The organism is Clostridium perfringens ATCC 13124, assembly GCF_000013285.1.
Classification (GTDB): Bacteria; Bacillota; Clostridia; order Clostridiales; family Clostridiaceae; genus Sarcina; species Sarcina perfringens.
Genome location: NC_008261.1, coordinates 1,385,994 through 1,407,476, shown reverse-complemented (window position 1 = coordinate 1,407,476; position 21,483 = coordinate 1,385,994). Strand labels below are relative to the sequence as shown.

Below are 21,483 nucleotides of genomic sequence, written 5' to 3'. Positions count from 1 at the left end.
TTAATAGAATAATAATTTCTGTTAATAATTTTTATAAATTAGTTTGCTTAATTTTCTTTTTAAGACTACAATTATTTTATAGAAATAATAAAAAGAGGTGTACATATATGTTAAGTGAAAATTTATTACAAAAACTTAATGAACAAGTTAATTTTGAATTTTATTCATCATATACTTATTTAGCTATGGCTGCTTATGCTGAATCTGTTGACTTAAGTGGTTTTGCTAATTTTTTTAGAGTTCAAGCTCAAGAAGAATTATTCCATGCAATGAAATTTTACGATTATATATTCCAAAAAAATGGCGTTGTTGAATTAGAACAAATAGATAAGCCTAAATTTAATTTTTCAAATATAATTGAAGCCTTTGAAAAAGGTTATGAACATGAACAATTAGTAACTCGTAAAATATATGACCTTGCAGATGTTGCTTTTGAAGAAAAAGAACACGCAACTATGAGTTTACTTAAATGGTTTATAGATGAACAAGTTGAAGAAGAAAACAACTTCCACTCATTATTAAAAAAAGTTAGAAGATCTGAAGGTAATCCTGCTGCTTTATATATGATGGATGATGAATTAGCTGCAAGAGTATTCACTCCTCCAACAACTACAAAATAGATTTAATTTAAAGTTATCAATAAAAAGGGCGTGTATCAAAATAACTTTTGATAAAGCTTACAAACATATTTCGAGAATTACTAGATTTCACTAAGAATTTATAATCATTACTTCGAAGATATCACTAAAGCTTCGAAACTTGCTTCGCTTCGAACAGTCTCAGCTTTATAACGTGATATCTTCTACGTAATAATTTAAATTCTAAAGTTCATCTAGATATTCTCTTCATACTGTTTGTAATCTTTATTATATTTTGATACAGCCTTTTTTATTTTACTAGATTACTTTAATACTCATCAGGAATTCATTATAATTTTTTCAAAAAACTTATATATTTTTTAATAAACTTTTCAATGTAAAAGTTTTAATAAAATAGAACTAATTTCTTTTTAATTTATAACTTTACATCATTTCATAATGGTGCTAGTATAAATTTTATTAGATTTTAATTTTATGTGTACACATTAATAATTTATTAATATTTTTCAACTTAATAATTAACTTATGATAATAAAGGAAGAATAGATATGAGTACTAATAAAAGTTCTATTGAAAAAATTACTTTAGGAAGCTTTTTAATAGCCTTAGGAGTTGTTTATGGAGATATTGGAACTTCTCCTCTTTATGTTATGAAATCAATAATAAATGGCAATGGAGGTTTAGAAAGCATTACTCCTGATTTTATCCTTGGAGTATTATCTCTTATTTTTTGGACTATGACTTTATTAACAACAATAAAGTATGTTCTTATAACATTAAAGGCTGATAATAAGGGAGAAGGAGGTATATTTTCTCTTTATACCTTAGTTCGTCGTCGTGCTAAGTGGCTTATTATCCCTGCCATGGTAGGAGGTTCTGCTCTGCTAGCTGATGGAATGCTAACCCCAGCAGTAACTGTTACTTCATCCATTGAAGGTTTAAAAATCTTGCCTAGTTTTAATGATATATTTGGAAATAATCAAGATATAATTATAATCATTGTACTAGTAATACTAAGTTTTTTATTCTTTATTCAACATTTTGGTACAGAAATAATAGGTAAAATCTTTGGACCAGTTATGTTTATTTGGTTTGCATTTTTAGCCATATTAGGAATTGTAAATTTATCAGGAAATTTGTATCTTTTAAAAGCACTTTCTCCTCATTATGCAATAAAAATTTTATTTAGTCCAAATAATCATTTAGGTTTTTTTATTCTTGGAGGAGTATTTTTATCAACAACTGGAGCTGAAGCTTTGTACTCTGATCTTGGTCATGTTGGTAGAAAGAATATCTATCTTACTTGGCCTTTAGTTAAAATATGCTTACTATTAAATTATTTTGGTCAAGCTGCTTGGATATTATCACAAAAAAATAATACTAAATTATATGGAATTGAAAGCTTAAATCCATTTTTTCAAATGATGCCTAGTTGGCTTTTACTATTTGGAGTTTTAATTTCTACATTAGCAGCTATTATAGCATCTCAAGCTTTAATTTCAGGTTCATATACCTTAGTTTCAGAAGCTATTAAATTGAATTTATTCCCTAGATTACAATGTCTTTACCCTTCTAATTCTAAGGGACAAATTTACATGCCAGCTATAAACAGAATACTTTGGATAGCTTGTATAGCTATAGTTTTATATTTTAGAAGTTCAGATAATATGGAAGCAGCTTATGGATTATCAATAACTGTAACAATGCTTATGACATCCATACTTTTATTCAATTATCTATTAAAAATAAAAACTCCATTACCAATTGCACTAATTATACTAGTCTTCTTTGGCTCTTTAGAATTTTCATTCTTAATTTCAAGTGCAGTTAAATTCGAAAAAGGTGGTTTTGTTTCAGTATTAATAGCTTTATGTATTTTAAGCATAATGTATATATGGATAAAAGGTCATTATATAAAAATGAGTCTATTAGACTATATTCCTATTGAAAATTATAAAAATCAATTAAAAGAATTAAAGAATGATGTAGATAGACCTAAATATGCAACAAATCTTGTTTATTTAACAAGTTCAGAAAAATCCAAAAGAATAGAAAGAAAAATAATGTATTCTATATTAGATAAAAGGCCTAAAAGAGCAGATGTATATTGGTTTGTAAATGTAATTGTAACTGATGAACCCTATACAGCTGAATATACTGTAAATACATTTGGCACTGATTATATGGTTAAGGTGCAACTTAAACTTGGTTTTAGGGTTAACCAAAAACTAAATGTATTTTTACGTCAAATAGTATGTGAACTTATAAATAATGGTGATATTAAGGTTCAAAATAGAAAGTATACTACACTTCCTAACAGAAATGTAGGAGATTTCAGATTTATTCTTATAAATGAATGTTTATCATCAGAAAGCAAGCTTAAATCATGGAATTCAATGATAATTAAAGCTAAGCTTTTCATAAAAAAATTCACAGTTTCTCCAGCTAAATGGTTCGGCCTTGAATCTAGTGAAATTGAAATTGAAAATGTTCCTTTAATATTAGGATCTACTGAACACACTACTTTAAAACGTGTTTATAAATAAAGGACTTTCATCAAAATAACTTTTCATAAAACTTACAAACAGTATTTTTTCATATTGTTTGTAAGTTTTATTATTATTTTTTGATAAAAGCCCTCTCTTTATTCTAAAAAGATTTTAACATCTCATCTCTTCTTCTTTTGTTAACATAATTTGCAAATCTCATTTTAAATCTTTCAAATTCTTTAAGCTTATAAAAGTTATTTAAATCAAAGGTAAGGAATAATGTATCAACAATTAAATATTTTAAATCCTGTAAATTATCCTTATTTTCTTCCTCAACCTGAAGGTCATCAGCCTTTACTTTTAAATCTCCAATGAAATTTTGAAAGTTTTCTAGATTGCCCATTACAAAATCTTCGCTGAATCCTTCAAAATTTTTATTTACTAGTTCCTCTATAAAATCAACATAATTTTTATTTACTTCTCTATATTCATCATAAATATTTACTAATTCCATTTCTTCACCTCATAGAAAATTAATTCATCTTAAATAGTTTAAACTTTCTCTATAAATTATAACTAAGCTATATATTTTTGTCTAATCAATATAATTTAGTTAAATTTTAATTTCATAAATTTCTTTAAAGTTTATACAAAGCCATATTAAAAACAAAAATTTCTCTAAACTAAACAATGCATATGTTCTTTTGCCTCTTCTCCTTTAACTAAATAAGCTTGACCCTTTGAACAAAATATAGAAGTAGAAGTATAATCAATGTCTGCATTTCTATCATATGCCCTCTTTTCAATAATCTCTTCTTCATTATGACATAAATCATACCCATGAAACTTAAGAGAAAGTCCTCCCTTTCCCTTAGTAAATGACTGAAACTCCATACCATAATTTGTAAATGTAGAAACAGGCCCCTTTCCTTCTATGGTTGCTCTCTCTCCATCTATAATAGGATCCTTAAACTCTCCATTCATCCTTTGTATATCATTCATTACTCTTCCTATTAGGTTAAGATCCACATCTATTTTAAACTTATAATAGGGCTCCAAAAGTTTATTTTCCCCACTTTCTAATCCCTGTCTTAAAGCTCTCTTGGTAGCTTCTCTAAAATCTCCACCACTTGTATGTTTATTGTGAGCTCTTCCTGTTAATAAGGTTATTTTAAGATCCGTAATAGGCGAACCTGTTAATATTCCCTTATGCTCACATTCAAATATATGAGTCCTTATTAAATTTTGATTTCCTGGTGTAAGATCATCTGCATGGCACTTATTTTCAAATACTACTCCTGAATTTCTTTCCCCAGGCTCAATTTTTAAGTGAACCTCACTATAATGTCCTAAAGGCTCAAAATGGCCATATCCTATCACTTCTTCATTTAATGTTTCCTTATATAATATCTCTGGAGTTCCAAATTCTATTTCTTCATTAAATCTATTTTTCATAACTTCTTTAAGAACTTCCAATTGAACTTTTCCCATAATATTAACGTGAATTTCTTTTAATCTTTCATCCCAAGATACACTTAAAGTACTCTCTTCACTTTCTAAAATTTTAAACCATGAAAGTACTTCCTTTGGATTTAACCCTTCTCTATAAACCACCTTAGACTTCAAAGTAGGAATCATATCATATGAATCAATATTTTCTATAGCAATCCCATCACCTGATTCTAGTCCTTTAACTCCTACCACCGCAAATATATCTCCTGCCCTGACTTCATTTACAAGTTCATATTTACTTCCATTATATATTCTAACTTCATTTACTTTCTCTAAAGACTCTTTTCCTTCTTTTAAATATGTCAATTCTTCCTTAGTTCTTAAAGTTCCACTTAGAGCTTTTATAAAAGTTAATCTATTTCCCTTTTCATCATGTCTTACTTTAAAAACTCTTCCTCTAAAAGAATCTTCTCTTTCCTCATAGTTAGTAAATGATAAGTTGTGAAACCACCTTATAAAATCTTCTATGCCCTCATCTAGTAAAGCAGAACCACATAAGCAAGGAAAAATTTTAAGTTCCTTTATCATGCTTGGTATTTTATTTAATAATTCTTCTTCACTTAAATTTCCTTCTAAATATAAGTTTAGTAAGTCCTCATCGCTTTCAACTACTTCTTCTATAGTCCCCTCCTCTAGTTTACTTGAAAAGAAAATAATATCTTCACTAAGTTTGTGTTTCATTTCATTTATAGCTTTATTTACTTCTGCTCCTTCTCTATCAATCTTATTTATGAAAATAAAAGTAGGAACCTTATACTTATTTAATAATTCCCATATTGTTTCACTATGTCCCTGAACCCCTTCTACTGCACTTATAATCAAAATAGCATAATCTAAAACACTAATAGCTCTTTCCATTTCTGGTGAAAAATCTATATGCCCTGGAGTATCTATAAGATAATATTCTTGATTTTCTATAGAAAATTTCCCCACCTCAGAATATATAGTTATCCCCCTATCCCTCTCTATTTCATTATTATCTAAATAAGAATTTTTATGATCAACTCTTCCTCTATTTCTTATACTCTTTGTATGATATAAAAGTTGCTCAGAAAAAGTGGTTTTTCCTCCATCAACATGAGCTAATATACCAATAGTCTTCTTCATCTTTGTCCTCCATTAAAAAAATCTAAACGTTAAAAATTATATATGTTTTTTATTTTATATTCTTTACTATTTTTGTTTTATATGGTATAACAAATAATATTTAATCTTTAATATTATTTATAAAAATTGTTAATATATCTTATATCATACAAATAAAACGTAAAATTAACAATATACTCAAGTCAGAGGGGGCTTTAAAAATGAACAAATCTATTGCATATATAGGTACTTACACAAATGGGGCTAGTGAAGGTATCTATAGATTATGTCTAGATACTGATAAAGGAAATATTGAAGATTTATCCTTAGTAGCTAGATTTGGTAATCCTACTTATTTGTGCATACATAACAATAAACTATATACAGTTGGGAACCCATTTTCTCTAGATACCCTAGGTGGTGTTGCTTCTTATAATATAGAAGAGGATTATTCATTAAAATTAACAGGTGCTAGTTTACTTCAAGGTAAAAAACCTTGTCATATTAATATAATTGCAGATAAATCCTTAATAGTTTCAAGTAATTATCATGAAAAATCAATTAATACTTATTCATTAAATGAGAATTTTGATATAGATACTTCACTAAGTGCATTTTCTCATAAAGATGATTCAAAAATGCATTTTGCATCAATAACTCCAGATAATAAATTTATATGTGCTGTAAATTTAGGTATGGATAGAATAGAACTTTTTAAAATTAATTCTAATAATACCTTAAGTTACATTGAAAATCTAAGTTTTTATTGTGCTAAAGGATGCGGTCCAAGGCATATAGAATTTTCAAAGAATGGAAAGTTTGCATATGTTATATGTGAAAATAGTTCTGAAATCATTATATTAAAATATTTAGGAGAAGAAGGATTTAAATTAGTTCAGTATATTCATGTACTTCCTAATGGCTTTGGAGGACAAAATTTTGGTTCTGCAATAAAAATAAGTCCTTGTAATAAATTCCTATACGTTTCTAACAGAGGCTTTAATGGAATATCAGCCTTTAGAATAAATGAAGAAACTGGTTCTTTATCACTTATAAATCACTATAGTTCACATGGTGATTTCCCTAGGGATTTTGAAATCAGTCCATGTAATAAGTTCTTAATCATTGCAAATGAAAAATCAGATAACCTAACAATTTATCTTAAAAATCCAGATGGAACACTAAAACTTTTAAAAAATGATATATTTATTCCATCTCCTACATGTATAAAGTTTAAATAGCAAAATAATGGGCTGTATGAAAATATAAAAATAAAACTTACAAGTATTATGAATATAATGTCTATGAAAATATATTTGTAAGTTTTATTAAAAATTATTTTAATACATGCCTTTTTTATTATTACCAAAAAACGTATATAATTCACCCTTTTGCCTGTTATATGAAATATATAAATGGATAAGCTATTATCAAGATTTAAAATCTTAAACCTATATTGATTTTTAAACCATAATTAAGTTCTGCTTTAATGGTATTTTAATTTAAAAGTCAATATTAAATAAAAATATAGCTAAATATTAAGGAGGTAATAAAAGGTGGATAATAATAAAAACAGATTAAAAGATAGACCTAAATCAAATGCTGAGAAAAGAAAAATGTATTCAGAAGCTGGTTCTGAAATAGGAATTGAAAATGGTCATAAAAAAGGTTCCCATTCAAGTGGTAAAAAATATACTAAAAGATCAAAACTTTCTCACAATAAATAGGAGGCCAAATCATGAGTAAAAACTGTAAGAAACATAAAACTGATTCCATCTCACCATGTTCAAATAATTATAATGAAAAAGTTAAAAATAAAGCTAATGAAAACACTCCATATGAATCCAATGAGCCATCAAGTAAAACAACATATAAATAAAAAATAGGAGCTTAACTAAGCTCCTATTTTTTTATTTATTAAATTCTAATCTATCTATAATAGTTAAATCATGTTCTTTAGCAAAGTTTAACCCCATATCTAAATCATGCATTTCTTCTGGATTATGAGCATCAATTCCAACTATTCTTTTAACATTGTATTCCTTAGATAATTCCCAAAACTCTTTTATTGGATATTGATATCTTTCTCCATTATTATAAGAAAGTTTATTTCTTCTCATTCCATTTATATTTATTTCTATAGGCATATCCATTTCTTCTGCAGCTTTTAAAATTCTTTTTGAGGCCTCTTCTGCATGTTTATCCCAATTTCTATATGTCATTCCAAATAAATCTGGATGAGCTAAATATGAAAAATATCCACTCTTAATTGCTTCCACTACAAAATCAGCATAAATCATTAGGATTTCTGGCGTTAATTCTATTGTTCCAACATACACCCATTCTCCTTTATAAGGGAAAAAATGTACTCCTAAAGCTAAATAATCTGCCTTATATTTCTCCTTTAGCTCTTCATAAAGCCATCCGAAGTCTGGGAAATACTCGCATTCTATGGATCTTTTTATTGATATTTTATCTCCATACTTTTCTATAGCTTCTTCTATCTTTCCAAAGTAATCCTCTAAATCTTCATAAGCCATTCTGTGATAATTATCTATATTCTTACCTGGATGTGGTAAGTGATCAGAAATTCCAATTTCATCTATATTAGCTTTTATAGCTTCTTTAACATAATCTTCAATAGTTCCTGTGGCATGATTACATCTATATGTATGTGTATGATAATTGCTTCTCATTAAAACTCCTCCTATGTATTTAAACATTCATTTACTATTGTATCTAATTATAAAAATTTGACCAACATTAAATTTCCATTCTATAAATCTATTATCTCTTCTTTAGTTTAATTTACATAAAGTATTTTCAATTAACTAAGAATTCCTCACCCTAAATTTTACCTTGCCCTATTTAAGGTAAAATACTATACTGATAATTGTAAATTTAAATACTAAATTTTTATGAAAGAGGAGAAAATGAAAGAACAATATTTTGAAAAATTACTAAACATAAAAACTTCTGGAGAACAAAAAATATTTAATGAATCTCTACATTACAATAGATATGAACCTACATCTTATGATGTATTAGAAGCTATGTGTTCTCAATATGAATTTTCTAAAGAAGATTCCTTAATCGATTTTGGCTGTGGTAAAGGAAGACTTAATTTCTATTTAAATTACTTTTTAAATATTAAAGTTACAGGAATAGAGATGAATAACTTTTTTTTTAATGAATGCTTAGGAAATAAAAAATCTTATTTATCACAAAATAAAGTTAAGGAAGATAAATTAAATTTTATAAATTGTTTTGCTGAAAGGTATCCTATAGATTCAAAGGATAATAAATTTTACTTTTTTAATCCCTTTTCAGAGCAAATATTTATAAAAGTTGTTGGAAATATTCTTGATTCTGTATCTAATCATGAGAGACCAGTAGATATTATACTTTATTATCCCTCTGATGATTACATATACTATTTAGAAAACTACACTCCATTTTCTTTAAAGAAGGAAATAAAGATTCCTAATAAGTATGAATATGACTCAAGAGAAAAAATCCTTATATATGAACTTAGTTATTTAAATTTAATATAAAATACTAAAGAAAAGAGAGGATTTATTTATGAATGAAACTATAAATTATGATTCATTGTTAATCTTATCTGTAGTAGCCTTTTTTACTCCATTTTTAGTTTCAAGGCTAAAAAGAGTAAATATCCCTTATCAAGTAGGGGAAATATTTATAGGTATATTATTGGGTAAAAGTTTTTTAAACATAATTAAACCAGATATTTGGATTTTATTTTTATCAAACTTAGGATTAGCTTATTTAATGTTTTTAAGCGGTCTTGCTATAGATTTTGATGAGCTTAAACCTAAGGAGGGAGAACTTTTAAAGGATTCTAAGTTATTCACTAGTATAAAGATGTTTATTGTATCTATAATAACAGCTATAATTTTATCATTTACATTAAAATTTGCAGGTATTTCAGAAGGGTATATATTCTTTGCATTGCTATTTACAGCTGCTGCTCCTGGATTACTTGTACCTATTTTAAAAACAAAACACATAATAAATAGTAGTTATGGTCAAACTTTACTTGTTTTTGGAATAATAACTCAATTAGTAAGTTTAATAGGTGTTACTTTTGTGGCCTCTGTTGCAGTAAATGGTATTACCTTAAAGAGTTTTACTTTCTTAATAATATTTGCAGTGGCTATAGTAGTATATTTCTTATCAAAGATTATATTTAAAGTTCATGATTTTTCTACTATTGCCTTTAAAAACCTTCACCTTAGCGTAAGAGGTGCCTTTGTTCTTGTTTTGGTACTTGTTGCTGTTGCTGAAAAAGTAGACTCTGAGATAATTCTAGGCTCATTCTTAGCTGGTATGGTATTTTCATTAATAGTTGGGAAAGCCAAAGAAGAAATTTCTCACCAATTAGATGTGGTTGGGTATGGTTTTTTAATTCCTATATTTTTTATAATGGTAGGAGTTAATGTTGATTTAAAGGCAGTTGTTGAAAATCCTCAATCAATTGCTAAAATACCTTTGTTTATACTAATTTTCTTCTTAGTAAAATTCATTCCATCACTTTTACTTAAAAAGAAATATGGAAAGAGAAATTCCTTAGCAGCATCTATGTTATTAACAGCCCAGCTTAGTTTAGTTATAGTTGGTTCTCAAATGGCATTGAATTTAGGATACATAACTGCTGCAGACTACTCTGCTTTCGTAGTTACCACAGTAATAACTTGTATCTTCTTCCCGATACTATTTGAAAAATTAATTACACTTAATGGAGATACTAATGATACTGTAGAAGAAGATGAAAAAATAATAATCCGTGAAGTACTTGTTAGTAGCCAATGGTATATAGGTAAAGCCTTAAAGGATTGTAAGTTACCTACAGGATGTAGGATTTTCTCAATGGTAAGAGATGACCATGAGTTTATGCCTAATGCTAATACAATTCTAGAGGAAAATGACCTAGTAATCCTTGCTGGAGTTAAGCATGATGTAAATGAAACCCTTAATATGCTTTCAACCTGCGATTTAACTTTGCCAGAAGAATAAAAAAGGCTGTATCAGAATAACTTTTTATAAAACTTACAAACAGTATGAAGAGAATATCTAGATGAGCTTTAGAATTTAAATTATTATGGAGAAGATATTACGTAAAAAAACTGAGACTGTTCGAAACGAAGCAAGTTTCGAAGTTTTAGTAATATCTTCGGAGTAATAATTATAAATTCTTAGCGAAATCTAGTAATTCTCGGAATATGTTTGTAAGTTTTATATTATATTTTGATATATGCCATTTTTATTCTTTACATATTAAATCACTTAACTTTCTCATCTCTTTTATCACATAGAAAAGCTTATAAAGCAATACAAGTATTAATCTCTCTTCTTCTGTTTTTGCCTTCTCTAAATCTTCTATTGCTAAATCTTCAAAGTCTTTTTTCTTAGTATAATTTTTAAAGTCTTCAAAGCTCTTTTTAAATAAGCTTTTATTATTATGTATCATAGGGCTTTTTATTAAGAAGTTTACATCTGATACAAAATCATTTTGCAATATCAATAACTCTTGAATTTGCTCTGATTTCATCTCTTTATTGTTATAATTTATCTTCTTCCATATTCTATAACTTTCAAAAAAAGATAATATTAATTTTTCCTTATCTGAATTTTCTTCTATTAAACCATCTAGTATTCTCTCATTTAAATAAACATATAATTTTATTGCTTTATTAGTTTCATCCTTCATTTTATAAGGGAAAATATAATTCATTACTATAGCAACAATTATAGATGCTATTAAGATAAAAAATACCCTATATTCACTTAGCACATAATAAGGAGTATGTGATGGGTCCATTACCCCAGCCATTAATAATGCATTTAATGTTATAAATATACATCTAATTTTATAAGAAACAACAGACATACTTAAGTATATACAAACAACTATAAAAGCAAATATCAGTATTACATTTGACTGAATAAAATAAAAAATTACATTAAATAAAATTGCTCCTATTATAGTTCCTAAAACCCTTGCCTTTGCCTTCTTATTACTTTGTTCCGCATAGGGAATTAATAATAAGGAAATAGTGAATAATGCCCACTTACCTTGAAAAATTTCAAAGTAATTTACTATAAATACTGAAAAAGCCAATGTTATGGCTGCTTTTACTGCCAAATTAAATCTTAGGGATCTTATGTTTAGGCTTTTTCTAAAATTATTTGAATTAGATTTTAAAGCTTTTAAAAAATTTGCAATATAATTTGAATAGCTTTCAATCTGATTTTCTTTCACATTAAGTCCTTGTAAAAACTCCTTTACACTTAATTTAGCATTGTAATAGCTATACCTATCTAAATCATCTCTTAATTTAAAAGAATCTAAATAATTATAATATTCATTTAGTATATTTTTTAACTTTTCCTTATTTCCATCCTCTATAAAGTCTTGCACATTTTTAAGTAATTCAATGGTCTTTTTAATAAGTTCCTTATTAACATCTCTCTTCATGGCTTCAGATGAAAGACTTGATACTCTCTTTAGAAAAACTACTATTAAATCTTTTGAATATATAGAATAAACTTGATTTTTATCTAATTCCAATCTTTCATAAACCTTTATCTCAAGTTCTTTAATCATTAAAGCTACCTTTTCACTATTATTTTTTTCTATACAACCAGTATTTATCAATTCATTTAAGTTCTCAATTAATGAATTAATACACCCTTTTATTGATTTGTTAAATATATTATTAAAATTATATCTAGCTAAGATATAGTAAAGTGTCATTATGACTATACCACCAAAAACTAAAGCAAATACTCTTTTTGGTAATTCGCTAGTTGTAACTGGTTCATATAATAAAAATAAATATAACTGTATAAATCCTAAGGCTTTAGTAGGCTTTGTATCATAAGTAAAAGAAAAGTATATAAAGAATGATACAATTAAAGTCATTATGGCCCCTAAAATAGGATTTAATCCTGCAAAATATGCTCCTAAACCTACAAAAAGTTCAACTCCAGTAAAGTATAATGTATGATGTATTGGATTTATTGTATAATCCTCTCCAAACATTGTAGTAACTGTAATAACAGCGGCTAATCCAATAAAAAGATTTTCTTTTCCAAATAATAAAACAAATATTAGTATAGAAATTACCACTATCAAAAACATTTTAAGATACATAATTTGTTTCTTCCACATGTTTTATCACCTCTTGTCAAAAACTTATACTATTTTTATAGTAAATTCTAGAATAATACTATAATTAAGTTTTATATTTATATTATAAGCTAAAAATATACTTATAAAAAAATAAACAATAATAAATTAATTATTATTGTTTATTAGAGTAAACACTTTATTTATTTTTCTTTATCTTTTCTAAATAATCCCTTTCGCTAACTATATTCTTTTCAAAACTCTTAACCGCTCCCTTTGTATAATTTCCTAGTGCAAATTTATTCTTTACATTACTCACTTTTATCACTACTCCTTATCTTTCACAATTTAAAATAATTCTTTCATAGAATTTCCTAATCAAAGAATTATTAATTGTATTATTAGCTGATAAAAATGAGCTTATACTTTCATCCTTTCTCCATGACATAATAGAATTATGATATTTATTTTCTCTTAAATTTATTAACTCCTCTAATTCTTCTAAAAGAACTAAAAATTCATTTTTTAAGCAATTAAAAATCTTGTTATTAATATCATTCTTTCCTTCATTGATGTTTAAAAGTATTCTAAATAATTCATTTCTTATGGAATTTATTTTAGCTAATATTTTTTTATTACTCTTTATTATGTCTAAAAAATCCCTATCAAAATATTGATAAACATCAGTTCCTATCATAATAAATCTATCTATGCTATTTAATATATCTAGAAGAATGTATATATACTCCTCATTTAATATATTGGAATTATTAGAAATATTGATAAACAACCTTTTTTTAAGTTCCTTTAAAATGTATTCTATTTGCTCCCTTTGATTATTACTCCTGTAATTTATTATTTCTTTATTTATAAAATCAAAGATTTCTGATTCCCATAATTTATAATTACAATCTTTGTCATTCATTATTTCATAGGAATTTACATTGTTTGCTATACCATTATTATTTAAACTTCCTGAAGATACATAACAAATTTTATCCGTTAAGATAAAATTAGAATCATTTACTGAATTTAATATAATTGCTATATTATTTTCAGGGAAATTTTTCATAAATTTAATTTCATTAACTATCTCTCTTTGATTTCTAAACCTATAGTTAAAGGTAAGTATTAAAATCTTAGGACAATTAGCATTGTTTAAAGCTTTCAAAATTCTTTCTGTAAAAGGAATTTCACTACACCCTAAAATAATATATTCTGGATTACAATTTATTATATTAACTATACTTTTCTCTAAATTTTCATCTAAACTTTTTATTCCTAAAGCAGCAACTGTACGATTATTTATTTTATTAACTCTGCTTCGCATAAATACTTATCAACCTATTTAAAGCTGATAATTACCTCCTTTCATAAATATAAAACTAGTATAAAATATTCATATTAATCTTCATGTTTTAAAGTTAAATTCTATAAATAATTATAAAAATATACACTTATTTATAAATTCTCTTACTATTTATTTTAGTCAAATCTTGTATTTTTGTGAATTTAAACACATTATTTATTAGTTTTTAAAATTACACAAATTATATATCTATTGATTTAAAGTGATTATTTTTACCCCCTTAATTTCATGTATAATCCCTATTATTTAATTAAAAATAAAAAGGCGTACTATAAAAGTACACCTTTTTGTATTATAAGTTCTTTTTCTTTGCTATACCTGTCAGCATAAGAGCTATTGCTCCATCACCAGTTACATTACATGCTGTTCCAAAACTATCTTGAAGAGCAAATATTGTTAACATAAGAGCTGTCCCAGCCTCATCAAAGGCTAATACACTAATTATTAAACCTAATGATGCCATTACTGTCCCCCCAGGGACTCCTGGTGCCCCGATTGCAAACACCCCTAATAATACTATAAATAATATCATAGTTGGTAAACTCGGAATCTTACCATATAAAATTTGAGATACTGTCATTACAAAGAATACTTCTGTAAGAACTGAACCACATAAATGTATGTTTGAACATAATGGTATTGCAAAATCCACTATATCTTCTCTTAAAGCCTTTGATTTCTTTGCAGACTCTAAAGCTACTGGTAATGTTGCTGCACTTGACATTGTACCTACTGCAGTAAGATATGCTGGTCCATAATACTTTACAACTTCCCATGGATTTTCTTTTGATATTGCTCCACCTATTAAATATAAAATTGTTAACCATATAAAATGACCAAATAATACAATTAATATAACTTTAAAGAATACAGGAAGTTGATTACTTAATCCTCCTTCATAAGCTAAAGCTGCAAAGTTAGTTGCTATGAAAAATGGTAATATTGGTATTATTATTTTATTTACAATACTAAGTACTATAGCTTGAAATTGATCTAAAAGCTTTTCTACTAAATCAGCCTTTGTCCATCCAACAGCTAATCCTAAAAGTAATGCTAAAGCTAACGCACTCATTACACTCATAACTGGTGGTATATCTAATTTAAATATAAGTTCTGGTAATTCCTTTAATGATGCTATATTAGATACTATAGATAATTTAGGTATTAATGCATATCCTGCAATCATTGAAAGAATAGCAGCAAAAACTGAAGATAAATAAGCTATTAAAACAGCATATCCTAATAGTTTGCTTGCGTTATCTTTTAATTTAGCAATAGATGGAGCTATAAATCCTAAAATAATAAGTGGAACAGAGAAAAATATAATTTGTCCCAATACATACTTAATTGTCACAATTGTTGACATAAGCCCCTCTGAAGAGTATGTGCCTATTATTATTCCTAATATAACACCTAAAACAAGTTTAAAAATAAGATTATTAAATAATTTCTTCACAATTTATCCCCCCTTTTTATTTAATACTTTCATGTAAAGAATTATTTATAAATAAAAAAACTTCTACCCCCTATACAGAGGCAGAAGTAAAATTCCACGGTTCCACTCTGATTTTAAGTAGTAAGCTAAATTAAACTACAAAATCTCTTTAGGTACAAATATACCACTCTGCTATAACGGGCATACCCGCATTCCCCTACTCTAACCTAAGATTATTTCTGGAAACAAGCTCATAGATGCACTCATGAAAAAATTCTTTAAAGTCTTTTTCAGCCTAGAAGACTCTCTCTGAATAAAGAAATTAATTCTACTTTTCTAATCACAGCTTTTCATATTATGAAAGTTAATTCTTAGTATTCTTATATGAATTAACTTTATTATATTTTAAACTCTGCACTTAGTCAACATAATTTTTAAAAAAATGTAAATAAAAAGGTAATATATTAATAAATATTACCTTTTTAAATGCTAAATATTTTGTTGTATTTTAAATATAATCTATTAGTATAAATTTTGCTGTATATAAATGTCGAATATTATAGTTTAACTGTTGCTACATCTTTTTTAAATATATTTGGAACATAATTTAACTTTAAATCCTTAGCTCCTATAGGTTCTTGAACTACTATAGTTCCTGTAACCTCTTCTCCTGGTGCTAGTGTTCCCTTATCTAAAGCTTCCTTACCATCAATCGCAGTAAATGTTCTATCTTTTATTTCGCCTTTGGCATTTTCAATTTGGAAACTATATGGATTATAATTTAATTCTGAATCTCCATTATTTTTAAGAGTTAAATTTAAAATAAGAAACTCATTTCCCTCTTTTGGTTTATCATTTCCTTCACCCATACTTGTTTTAACACTATTTACTACTAAACTTTGATCCTTAATTTTTACTGTATCACCTATATTATAAGCATATTCACTGCTATGTTTACTTAAGAATATTTTGCTTAATCCTCCAACTACTAATAATGCTAATAATATGGTAAATATCACTTTTACTTTTTTCGACATTTTATCACCTTACCTATATATTTTTTCTCAATGACGTATTTGATTATATAAACCTGAATATACTAAGTCAATTAGCTTAATTCCCAATTATCCTAAGATAAAAACATTTTCATCTTTAGTATCCATTAATTTCATTTAAAATATACCATAATTTAAATTCTAAAATTTTCCTTTAATTTCATTATTAAACTTAAATTTTTATATAAATTATCAAAAAAATATTATCAAAATACAAAAAAGTTAACCATTCATCAATTTTATTTTAGTAACTTTAATGTTAACTTTTTATCACTTTTATGACTTTTTATTAATTTAGATTATATAAAAAAGCCTTTCTAAAATTTAGAAAGGCTTATTAAAAACTAAAATTTTAATTATTTATTTTTTCTTCTTAATAGTTTTACTCCTGCTAAAGATGAAATAATTCCAATAATAGCAAAGTTAATAACACTTTGTCCTGTATTTGGTAATCCCTCAGAATCTTCTGGCTTATTATTTTCATCTAAGTCATTATCATTTGGTTTTTCTACATCTCCAGGCTTCTCATCATCTTCTGTAGAATTTCCATTTAATTCAAAGTTTATTTTATAAGTTTTCATAGTGCTTGCCTCTGAAATAACCTTAATATAACTTGTGCCAGGAATACTTAATGCATCTTCAATAAACACTTTTGAATTTTCATTCATTGCAATAGCTTCAATCTTAGGTATATGAGAATCCTTTGAAAGGTTCACATCATATTCAAAAGTATTTGTGTTAAACCCTTTTAAATTTTCTCCATTTACTTTTAAAGCTTTTAAGGAAGTATCTTTATTTGCCTCAGCTTTTATAAATTTAGCATCAGCCCAATTTCCATGATCATACTTAATATTATTGTCATAGTCATCAATATATAATGCTAATTTTTCAGCACCTTTTAAATCTACTTCAACCTTATGACAATTAGAAGTACTATATATTTTCTCACTATTGAATACCTCCTTGCCATCAACCTCAACTCTAGCTACTATAGAAGATCCATATCCACTTACTCCTCTATCCATGCCAACATAAGCTTCAAATTTTTCATAACCTTTTCCTTTTAAATCAACTACTATTTCTGAGTTTGAGTTTACTCCCACACCTTTATCAAAAGTTTTTATTTCTCCATCAATTTTTAACACTAATGGATTATTAACTACAGACCTATCTTTTACAGGTTCATACATGCCAGAAGTTGCGCTTTTCCAACTTATATCTGAAAGATATTCCACATTATGTGTTCCAAAATTTATAACATATTCTTTAGTATAAATTTTATTTAAAAGCTCATCCTTATGATTAACCTTAATGGTTGCTTTTCCTGGTATTGTATATACATTTTCTACCTCTACATCTATATTATCATTAGCTTTTACAACTTCTATTACTGGAGGTTTTTCCAATGTTTTCTCTAAGTAATCTATGTTATACTCTGTAATATTTTCATTAAAGCCCCTTAAACTAACACCATCAATTTTAATATCCTTAATTAAATCTTCCTTTAAATTCTTTTTACTTATTTCCATTGGAGAAGAACTTTTGTCGATACCTTTAATTTTAAAAGAATAATTATATATTTTACCAGATTCATTCATAAATTCTCTATGTGGAGTTGCTCCCCAGCTGTTATCTCCTCCAACACCCATTTGTCTATGATTAATTCTTAAAACTATACTATCTTCTTTTGCTAACTCATGTGGATGACGTTTACCGGATGAAAGTTCTTCTGGAGTATACTGTAATGCATTAAATTCTATACTAGGTATTCCAGATGCCATTAATCCTACTCCATTATTATTAGTTAATGTTACCCATCTTGTATCTGTTCTATTTCCTGTTTCGGATGGTTCTAAGTATGGGAAGAAGAAATCTTTAACATTCTTGTTATAAACACCAATATCATACCCAGTATTTCTATCTATATAATTTTCTTCTGGTCCTCTTCCATACCAAGTAATACTATCAAATTCTTTAGGAAGTTTAAGCATCATTCCTATTTCTGGTATTTCTGAAAGACCTTTAGAAGCATTAAGTGTATTATTTACAGAAACTTCTCCATTTCCATAAACAATATATTCAACATTAAGTTTAGATTCTATATTAGTTGGTAATATAAAGTCTACATTTACTTTTACAGCCTTATCTCCTACTTCTATAACTTCTAGATTTTCTACTTTAGCATTTGCACCTGCATATCTCCAAGTATCAAATCTTTCTTCAGCACCAAATCCTTTGTCATTATCATTAGGTGCTCTCCAATAATTAGGTCTTATAGGTTCTTCTATAAGCTCAATTTCATTCCCTTCTTTATCTATTTTATATGATTCTAAAGCACCAAGTTTCTTATCAAAAGAAACCTTAAATCCATCACCTATAATTTGCACATTATTTTCATCATTTTTAAGTTCTATTGAATTCATTGAATTTAAATCAATTCCTTTTTCCATTTCATTATCAAAAGGAAGTTTAAATTGTTCTTTTGATATTACATATCCTTTTTCAGCCCAAGGCTCATCATCCTTTAATTCAAAACTTATATTTAACCAATACTCAACCCCTGGACTAAGTTCTGGCTTTTTAAATGGAATCGTAAATTCCTTGCTACTTAATGGATCAACAGAAATATCTAACTCCCCATTTTGTAATATATTATCATCGGCTCTTAACTCCCATTTTCCTTTGTATTTATTTAAATTAGTAAATAAATGTTCATTTACTATCTTTACTTTACCATTTAAAATATCAATATCCTCTATCTCTATTTCTTGATAAACCTTTTTTACTTCTTGAAGTTCAGGTTGAACTGTTCTATCAGCTGAAACTAAGCCATTAGCACAGAAATTCCCATCCGTAAATTCACTATCTCCCCAATCGCCACCATAACTTAGAAATTCTTCACCTGTGTTTTTATCTTTCATTCTTATAGCTTGATCAGCCCAATCCCATATAAATCCACCTTGCATTATATCGTATTTATCAAAGACATCCCAATATTTTTGTAAATTACCTATACTATTTCCCATTCCATGAGCATATTCACATTGTATATATGGCTTTTTATTATCAGGATCATTTGCATAGGCTTCCATTTCTTCTATAGTTCTATACATTCTACTATATACGTCTCCTACAGTCCTCTCCGCTTCATAATGAACTAATCTAGTAGGATCATTTTCCTTTATCCACTTTGCAGCTATTTCAAAATTTTCCCCTCCACTTGACTCATTTCCTAATGACCACATTATTATACTTGTTTCATTTTTTGATCTCTCTAACATCGATCTCTGTCTATCTATAACCGCCTCGGTCCATTCTGGTCTACTCTGAGGAATATCATCTAATCTTCCATGAGTTTCCAAATTAGCTTCATCCATAACATATAGTCCATACTCATTACATAAATCGTACCATCTTGGATCATTAGGATAATGAGATGACCTTACTGCATTTATATTATTTTTTTTCATAAGCTTTATATCTTCTATCATACTTTCTTCCGTAAGTGTTCTACCAGTATCAGGTAAAAATTCATGCCTATTCACTCCTTTAAATGATATAGGCTGTCCATTTATACATACTTGATTATTTTTAATTTCTATTTTTCTAAATCCAAACTTGTTACTTATAGTTTCTACCACTTCACCATTTTCATTTTCTAAAGCAATTACATAAGTATATAAATTAGGAGTTTCCGCTGTCCATTTTTTAGGATTTTCAACTCTAGTATTAATAGAAACTAATACATTTTCTTCATCATTTAATTCAAATTCACTAATATCTTCATTTACTATTTTTTTATTTTCATCATATAAAATACCTTTTATTTTATATTTTCCAGCTTTAATACCATAATTAGAAATATCAATTTCAACATTCAAATTAGAATCTCTATATTTATCATCTAAATCTGTAACTAAAGTATAATCTCTTATATGAGCTTTAGGTGTAGAATATAAGAACACATCTCTAAATATCCCACTAAGCTTTATCATATCTTGTGATTCTAACCAACTTCCATCACTCCATCTGTGAACTTTTACAGATATTTCATTTTCTCCCTCTTTTAAAAACTTTCCTATATTAAAATCGTGTCCAGTAAATGAATCCTCACTATAACCCACATATTCTCCATTTATATATAAGTAATATGCAGATTCAACTCCTTGAAATGATACAAAAACTTCTTTATTATCCCATCCTTCAGGAATAGTAAATGTTTTCTTATAATATCCAATTGGATTATAGTCTGTTGGTACATCAGGCGGTTCTGGTATATTATCTTGATATTCCCAAGGATAAGCTGTATCATTATACCTTGGCTGATCATATCCATGCAATTGCCAACTAGATGGAACAGGTATAGTATTCCATGAACTAGAATCAAAATCGGTTTTATAAAAATCTTTTATATCTTTATCATAAGTTTCTACTAAATTAAATTTCCATTCTCCATTTAAAGACATATAATTCTCTGAATTAGAATAATCAGAGTAGTTAGGATTATTTAATGCTTCTTCAATACTATTAAAAGGCATTAAAGTAGCATGTGCTTTTTCCCGATTGTCTTCAAATTTTTCAGGATTATTTGCCCAAAAAACACCATCTTCAATTTTTACTTTTTTTACATTTGCTAAAACTTCGTTAATGCTAAAATTATTAATTACAATATTTGAAAATAAAGCAATACTTAATATATTAGCAATAGTCTTTTTGCTAAACATAAAATTCCCCCCTTAGCTTAACTCCTTCATTATTTTACCATTTATTGGTAATAATGTAAAC

Annotated in this window: 15 protein-coding genes; 7 read left to right on the top strand and 8 right to left on the bottom strand. The window is 26.9% G+C overall.

From position 1 onward, the window contains the following. Positions 1-107: 107 nt before the first annotated feature. Entirely contained in the window at positions 108-620 is a 513-nt protein-coding gene (locus CPF_RS06030; RefSeq protein ID WP_011590621.1) for a ferritin, read from the top strand. Between the two features lie 527 nt (positions 621-1,147). Further along, positions 1,148-3,145, top strand: a complete 1,998-nt coding sequence (locus tag CPF_RS06025; protein WP_011590620.1) for a KUP/HAK/KT family potassium transporter — start codon at positions 1,148-1,150, stop codon at positions 3,143-3,145. Positions 3,146-3,248: 103 nt separating this feature from the next. On the opposite strand, the gene CPF_RS06020 is transcribed toward CPF_RS06025, so the two are convergent. Both CPF_RS06020 and CPF_RS06015 read right to left on the bottom strand, forming a co-directional pair. After that, positions 3,249-3,602, bottom strand: coding sequence for a hypothetical protein (locus CPF_RS06020; RefSeq protein WP_011590619.1), 354 nt, complete (start codon positions 3,600-3,602; stop codon positions 3,249-3,251). Positions 3,603-3,766: 164 nt separating this feature from the next. Then, on the bottom strand, positions 3,767-5,707 hold the full coding sequence (locus CPF_RS06015) for a GTP-binding protein (protein WP_011590618.1): 1,941 nt from the start codon (positions 5,705-5,707) through the stop codon (positions 3,767-3,769). A gap of 200 nt (positions 5,708-5,907) precedes the next feature. On the opposite strand from CPF_RS06015, the gene CPF_RS06010 reads away from it, so the two are divergent. From CPF_RS06010 to CPF_RS14980, 3 genes are all read left to right on the top strand, one after another. Next, positions 5,908-6,927, top strand: a complete 1,020-nt coding sequence (locus CPF_RS06010; RefSeq protein WP_011590617.1) for a lactonase family protein — start codon at positions 5,908-5,910, stop codon at positions 6,925-6,927. Positions 6,928-7,242: 315 nt separating this feature from the next. Next, complete coding sequence (locus CPF_RS14985) at positions 7,243-7,413, top strand: hypothetical protein (protein WP_011590616.1); 171 nt, start codon at positions 7,243-7,245, stop codon at positions 7,411-7,413. Between the two features lie 11 nt (positions 7,414-7,424). Then, positions 7,425-7,565, top strand: a complete 141-nt coding sequence (locus CPF_RS14980) for a hypothetical protein (protein ID WP_003456369.1) — start codon at positions 7,425-7,427, stop codon at positions 7,563-7,565. Positions 7,566-7,596: 31 nt separating this feature from the next. Here the strand turns inward: CPF_RS14980 and CPF_RS06005 are convergent, their stop codons facing one another. Then, on the bottom strand, positions 7,597-8,382 hold the full coding sequence (locus CPF_RS06005) for a histidinol-phosphatase (protein WP_011590615.1): 786 nt from the start codon (positions 8,380-8,382) through the stop codon (positions 7,597-7,599). Positions 8,383-8,619: 237 nt separating this feature from the next. Between CPF_RS06005 and CPF_RS06000 the strand changes: the two genes are divergently transcribed. Together CPF_RS06000 and CPF_RS05995 are read left to right on the top strand one after the other, a co-directional pair. Continuing rightward, entirely contained in the window at positions 8,620-9,240 is a 621-nt protein-coding gene (locus CPF_RS06000) for a methyltransferase (RefSeq protein WP_003474694.1), read from the top strand. Positions 9,241-9,268: 28 nt separating this feature from the next. Beyond that, on the top strand, positions 9,269-10,723 hold the full coding sequence (locus CPF_RS05995) for a cation:proton antiporter (protein WP_011590614.1): 1,455 nt from the start codon (positions 9,269-9,271) through the stop codon (positions 10,721-10,723). Positions 10,724-10,970: 247 nt separating this feature from the next. Here the strand turns inward: CPF_RS05995 and CPF_RS05990 are convergent, their stop codons facing one another. The 5 genes from CPF_RS05990 to CPF_RS05970 all read right to left on the bottom strand — a co-directional run bounded on the left by CPF_RS05990 (position 10,971) and on the right by CPF_RS05970 (position 21,422). Beyond that, complete coding sequence (locus CPF_RS05990) at positions 10,971-12,881, bottom strand: FUSC family protein (protein ID WP_003456307.1); 1,911 nt, start codon at positions 12,879-12,881, stop codon at positions 10,971-10,973. Positions 12,882-13,173: 292 nt separating this feature from the next. Further along, a complete protein-coding gene (locus tag CPF_RS05985; RefSeq protein WP_011590613.1) occupies positions 13,174-14,169 on the bottom strand; it encodes a hypothetical protein in 996 nt (331 codons plus the stop codon). A gap of 331 nt (positions 14,170-14,500) precedes the next feature. After that, on the bottom strand, positions 14,501-15,664 hold the full coding sequence (locus CPF_RS05980; protein WP_003464716.1) for a dicarboxylate/amino acid:cation symporter: 1,164 nt from the start codon (positions 15,662-15,664) through the stop codon (positions 14,501-14,503). Positions 15,665-16,200: 536 nt separating this feature from the next. Further along, on the bottom strand, positions 16,201-16,680 hold the full coding sequence (locus tag CPF_RS05975) for a DUF4352 domain-containing protein (protein WP_003456222.1): 480 nt from the start codon (positions 16,678-16,680) through the stop codon (positions 16,201-16,203). A 374-nt stretch (positions 16,681-17,054) separates the two neighbouring features. Beyond that, the gene (locus CPF_RS05970; RefSeq protein ID WP_011590612.1) at positions 17,055-21,422 is read right to left on the bottom strand and encodes a glycoside hydrolase family 2 TIM barrel-domain containing protein; all 4,368 of its coding nucleotides are present in this window, start codon (positions 21,420-21,422) and stop codon (positions 17,055-17,057) included. Between the last annotated feature and the right edge of the window lie 61 nt (positions 21,423-21,483).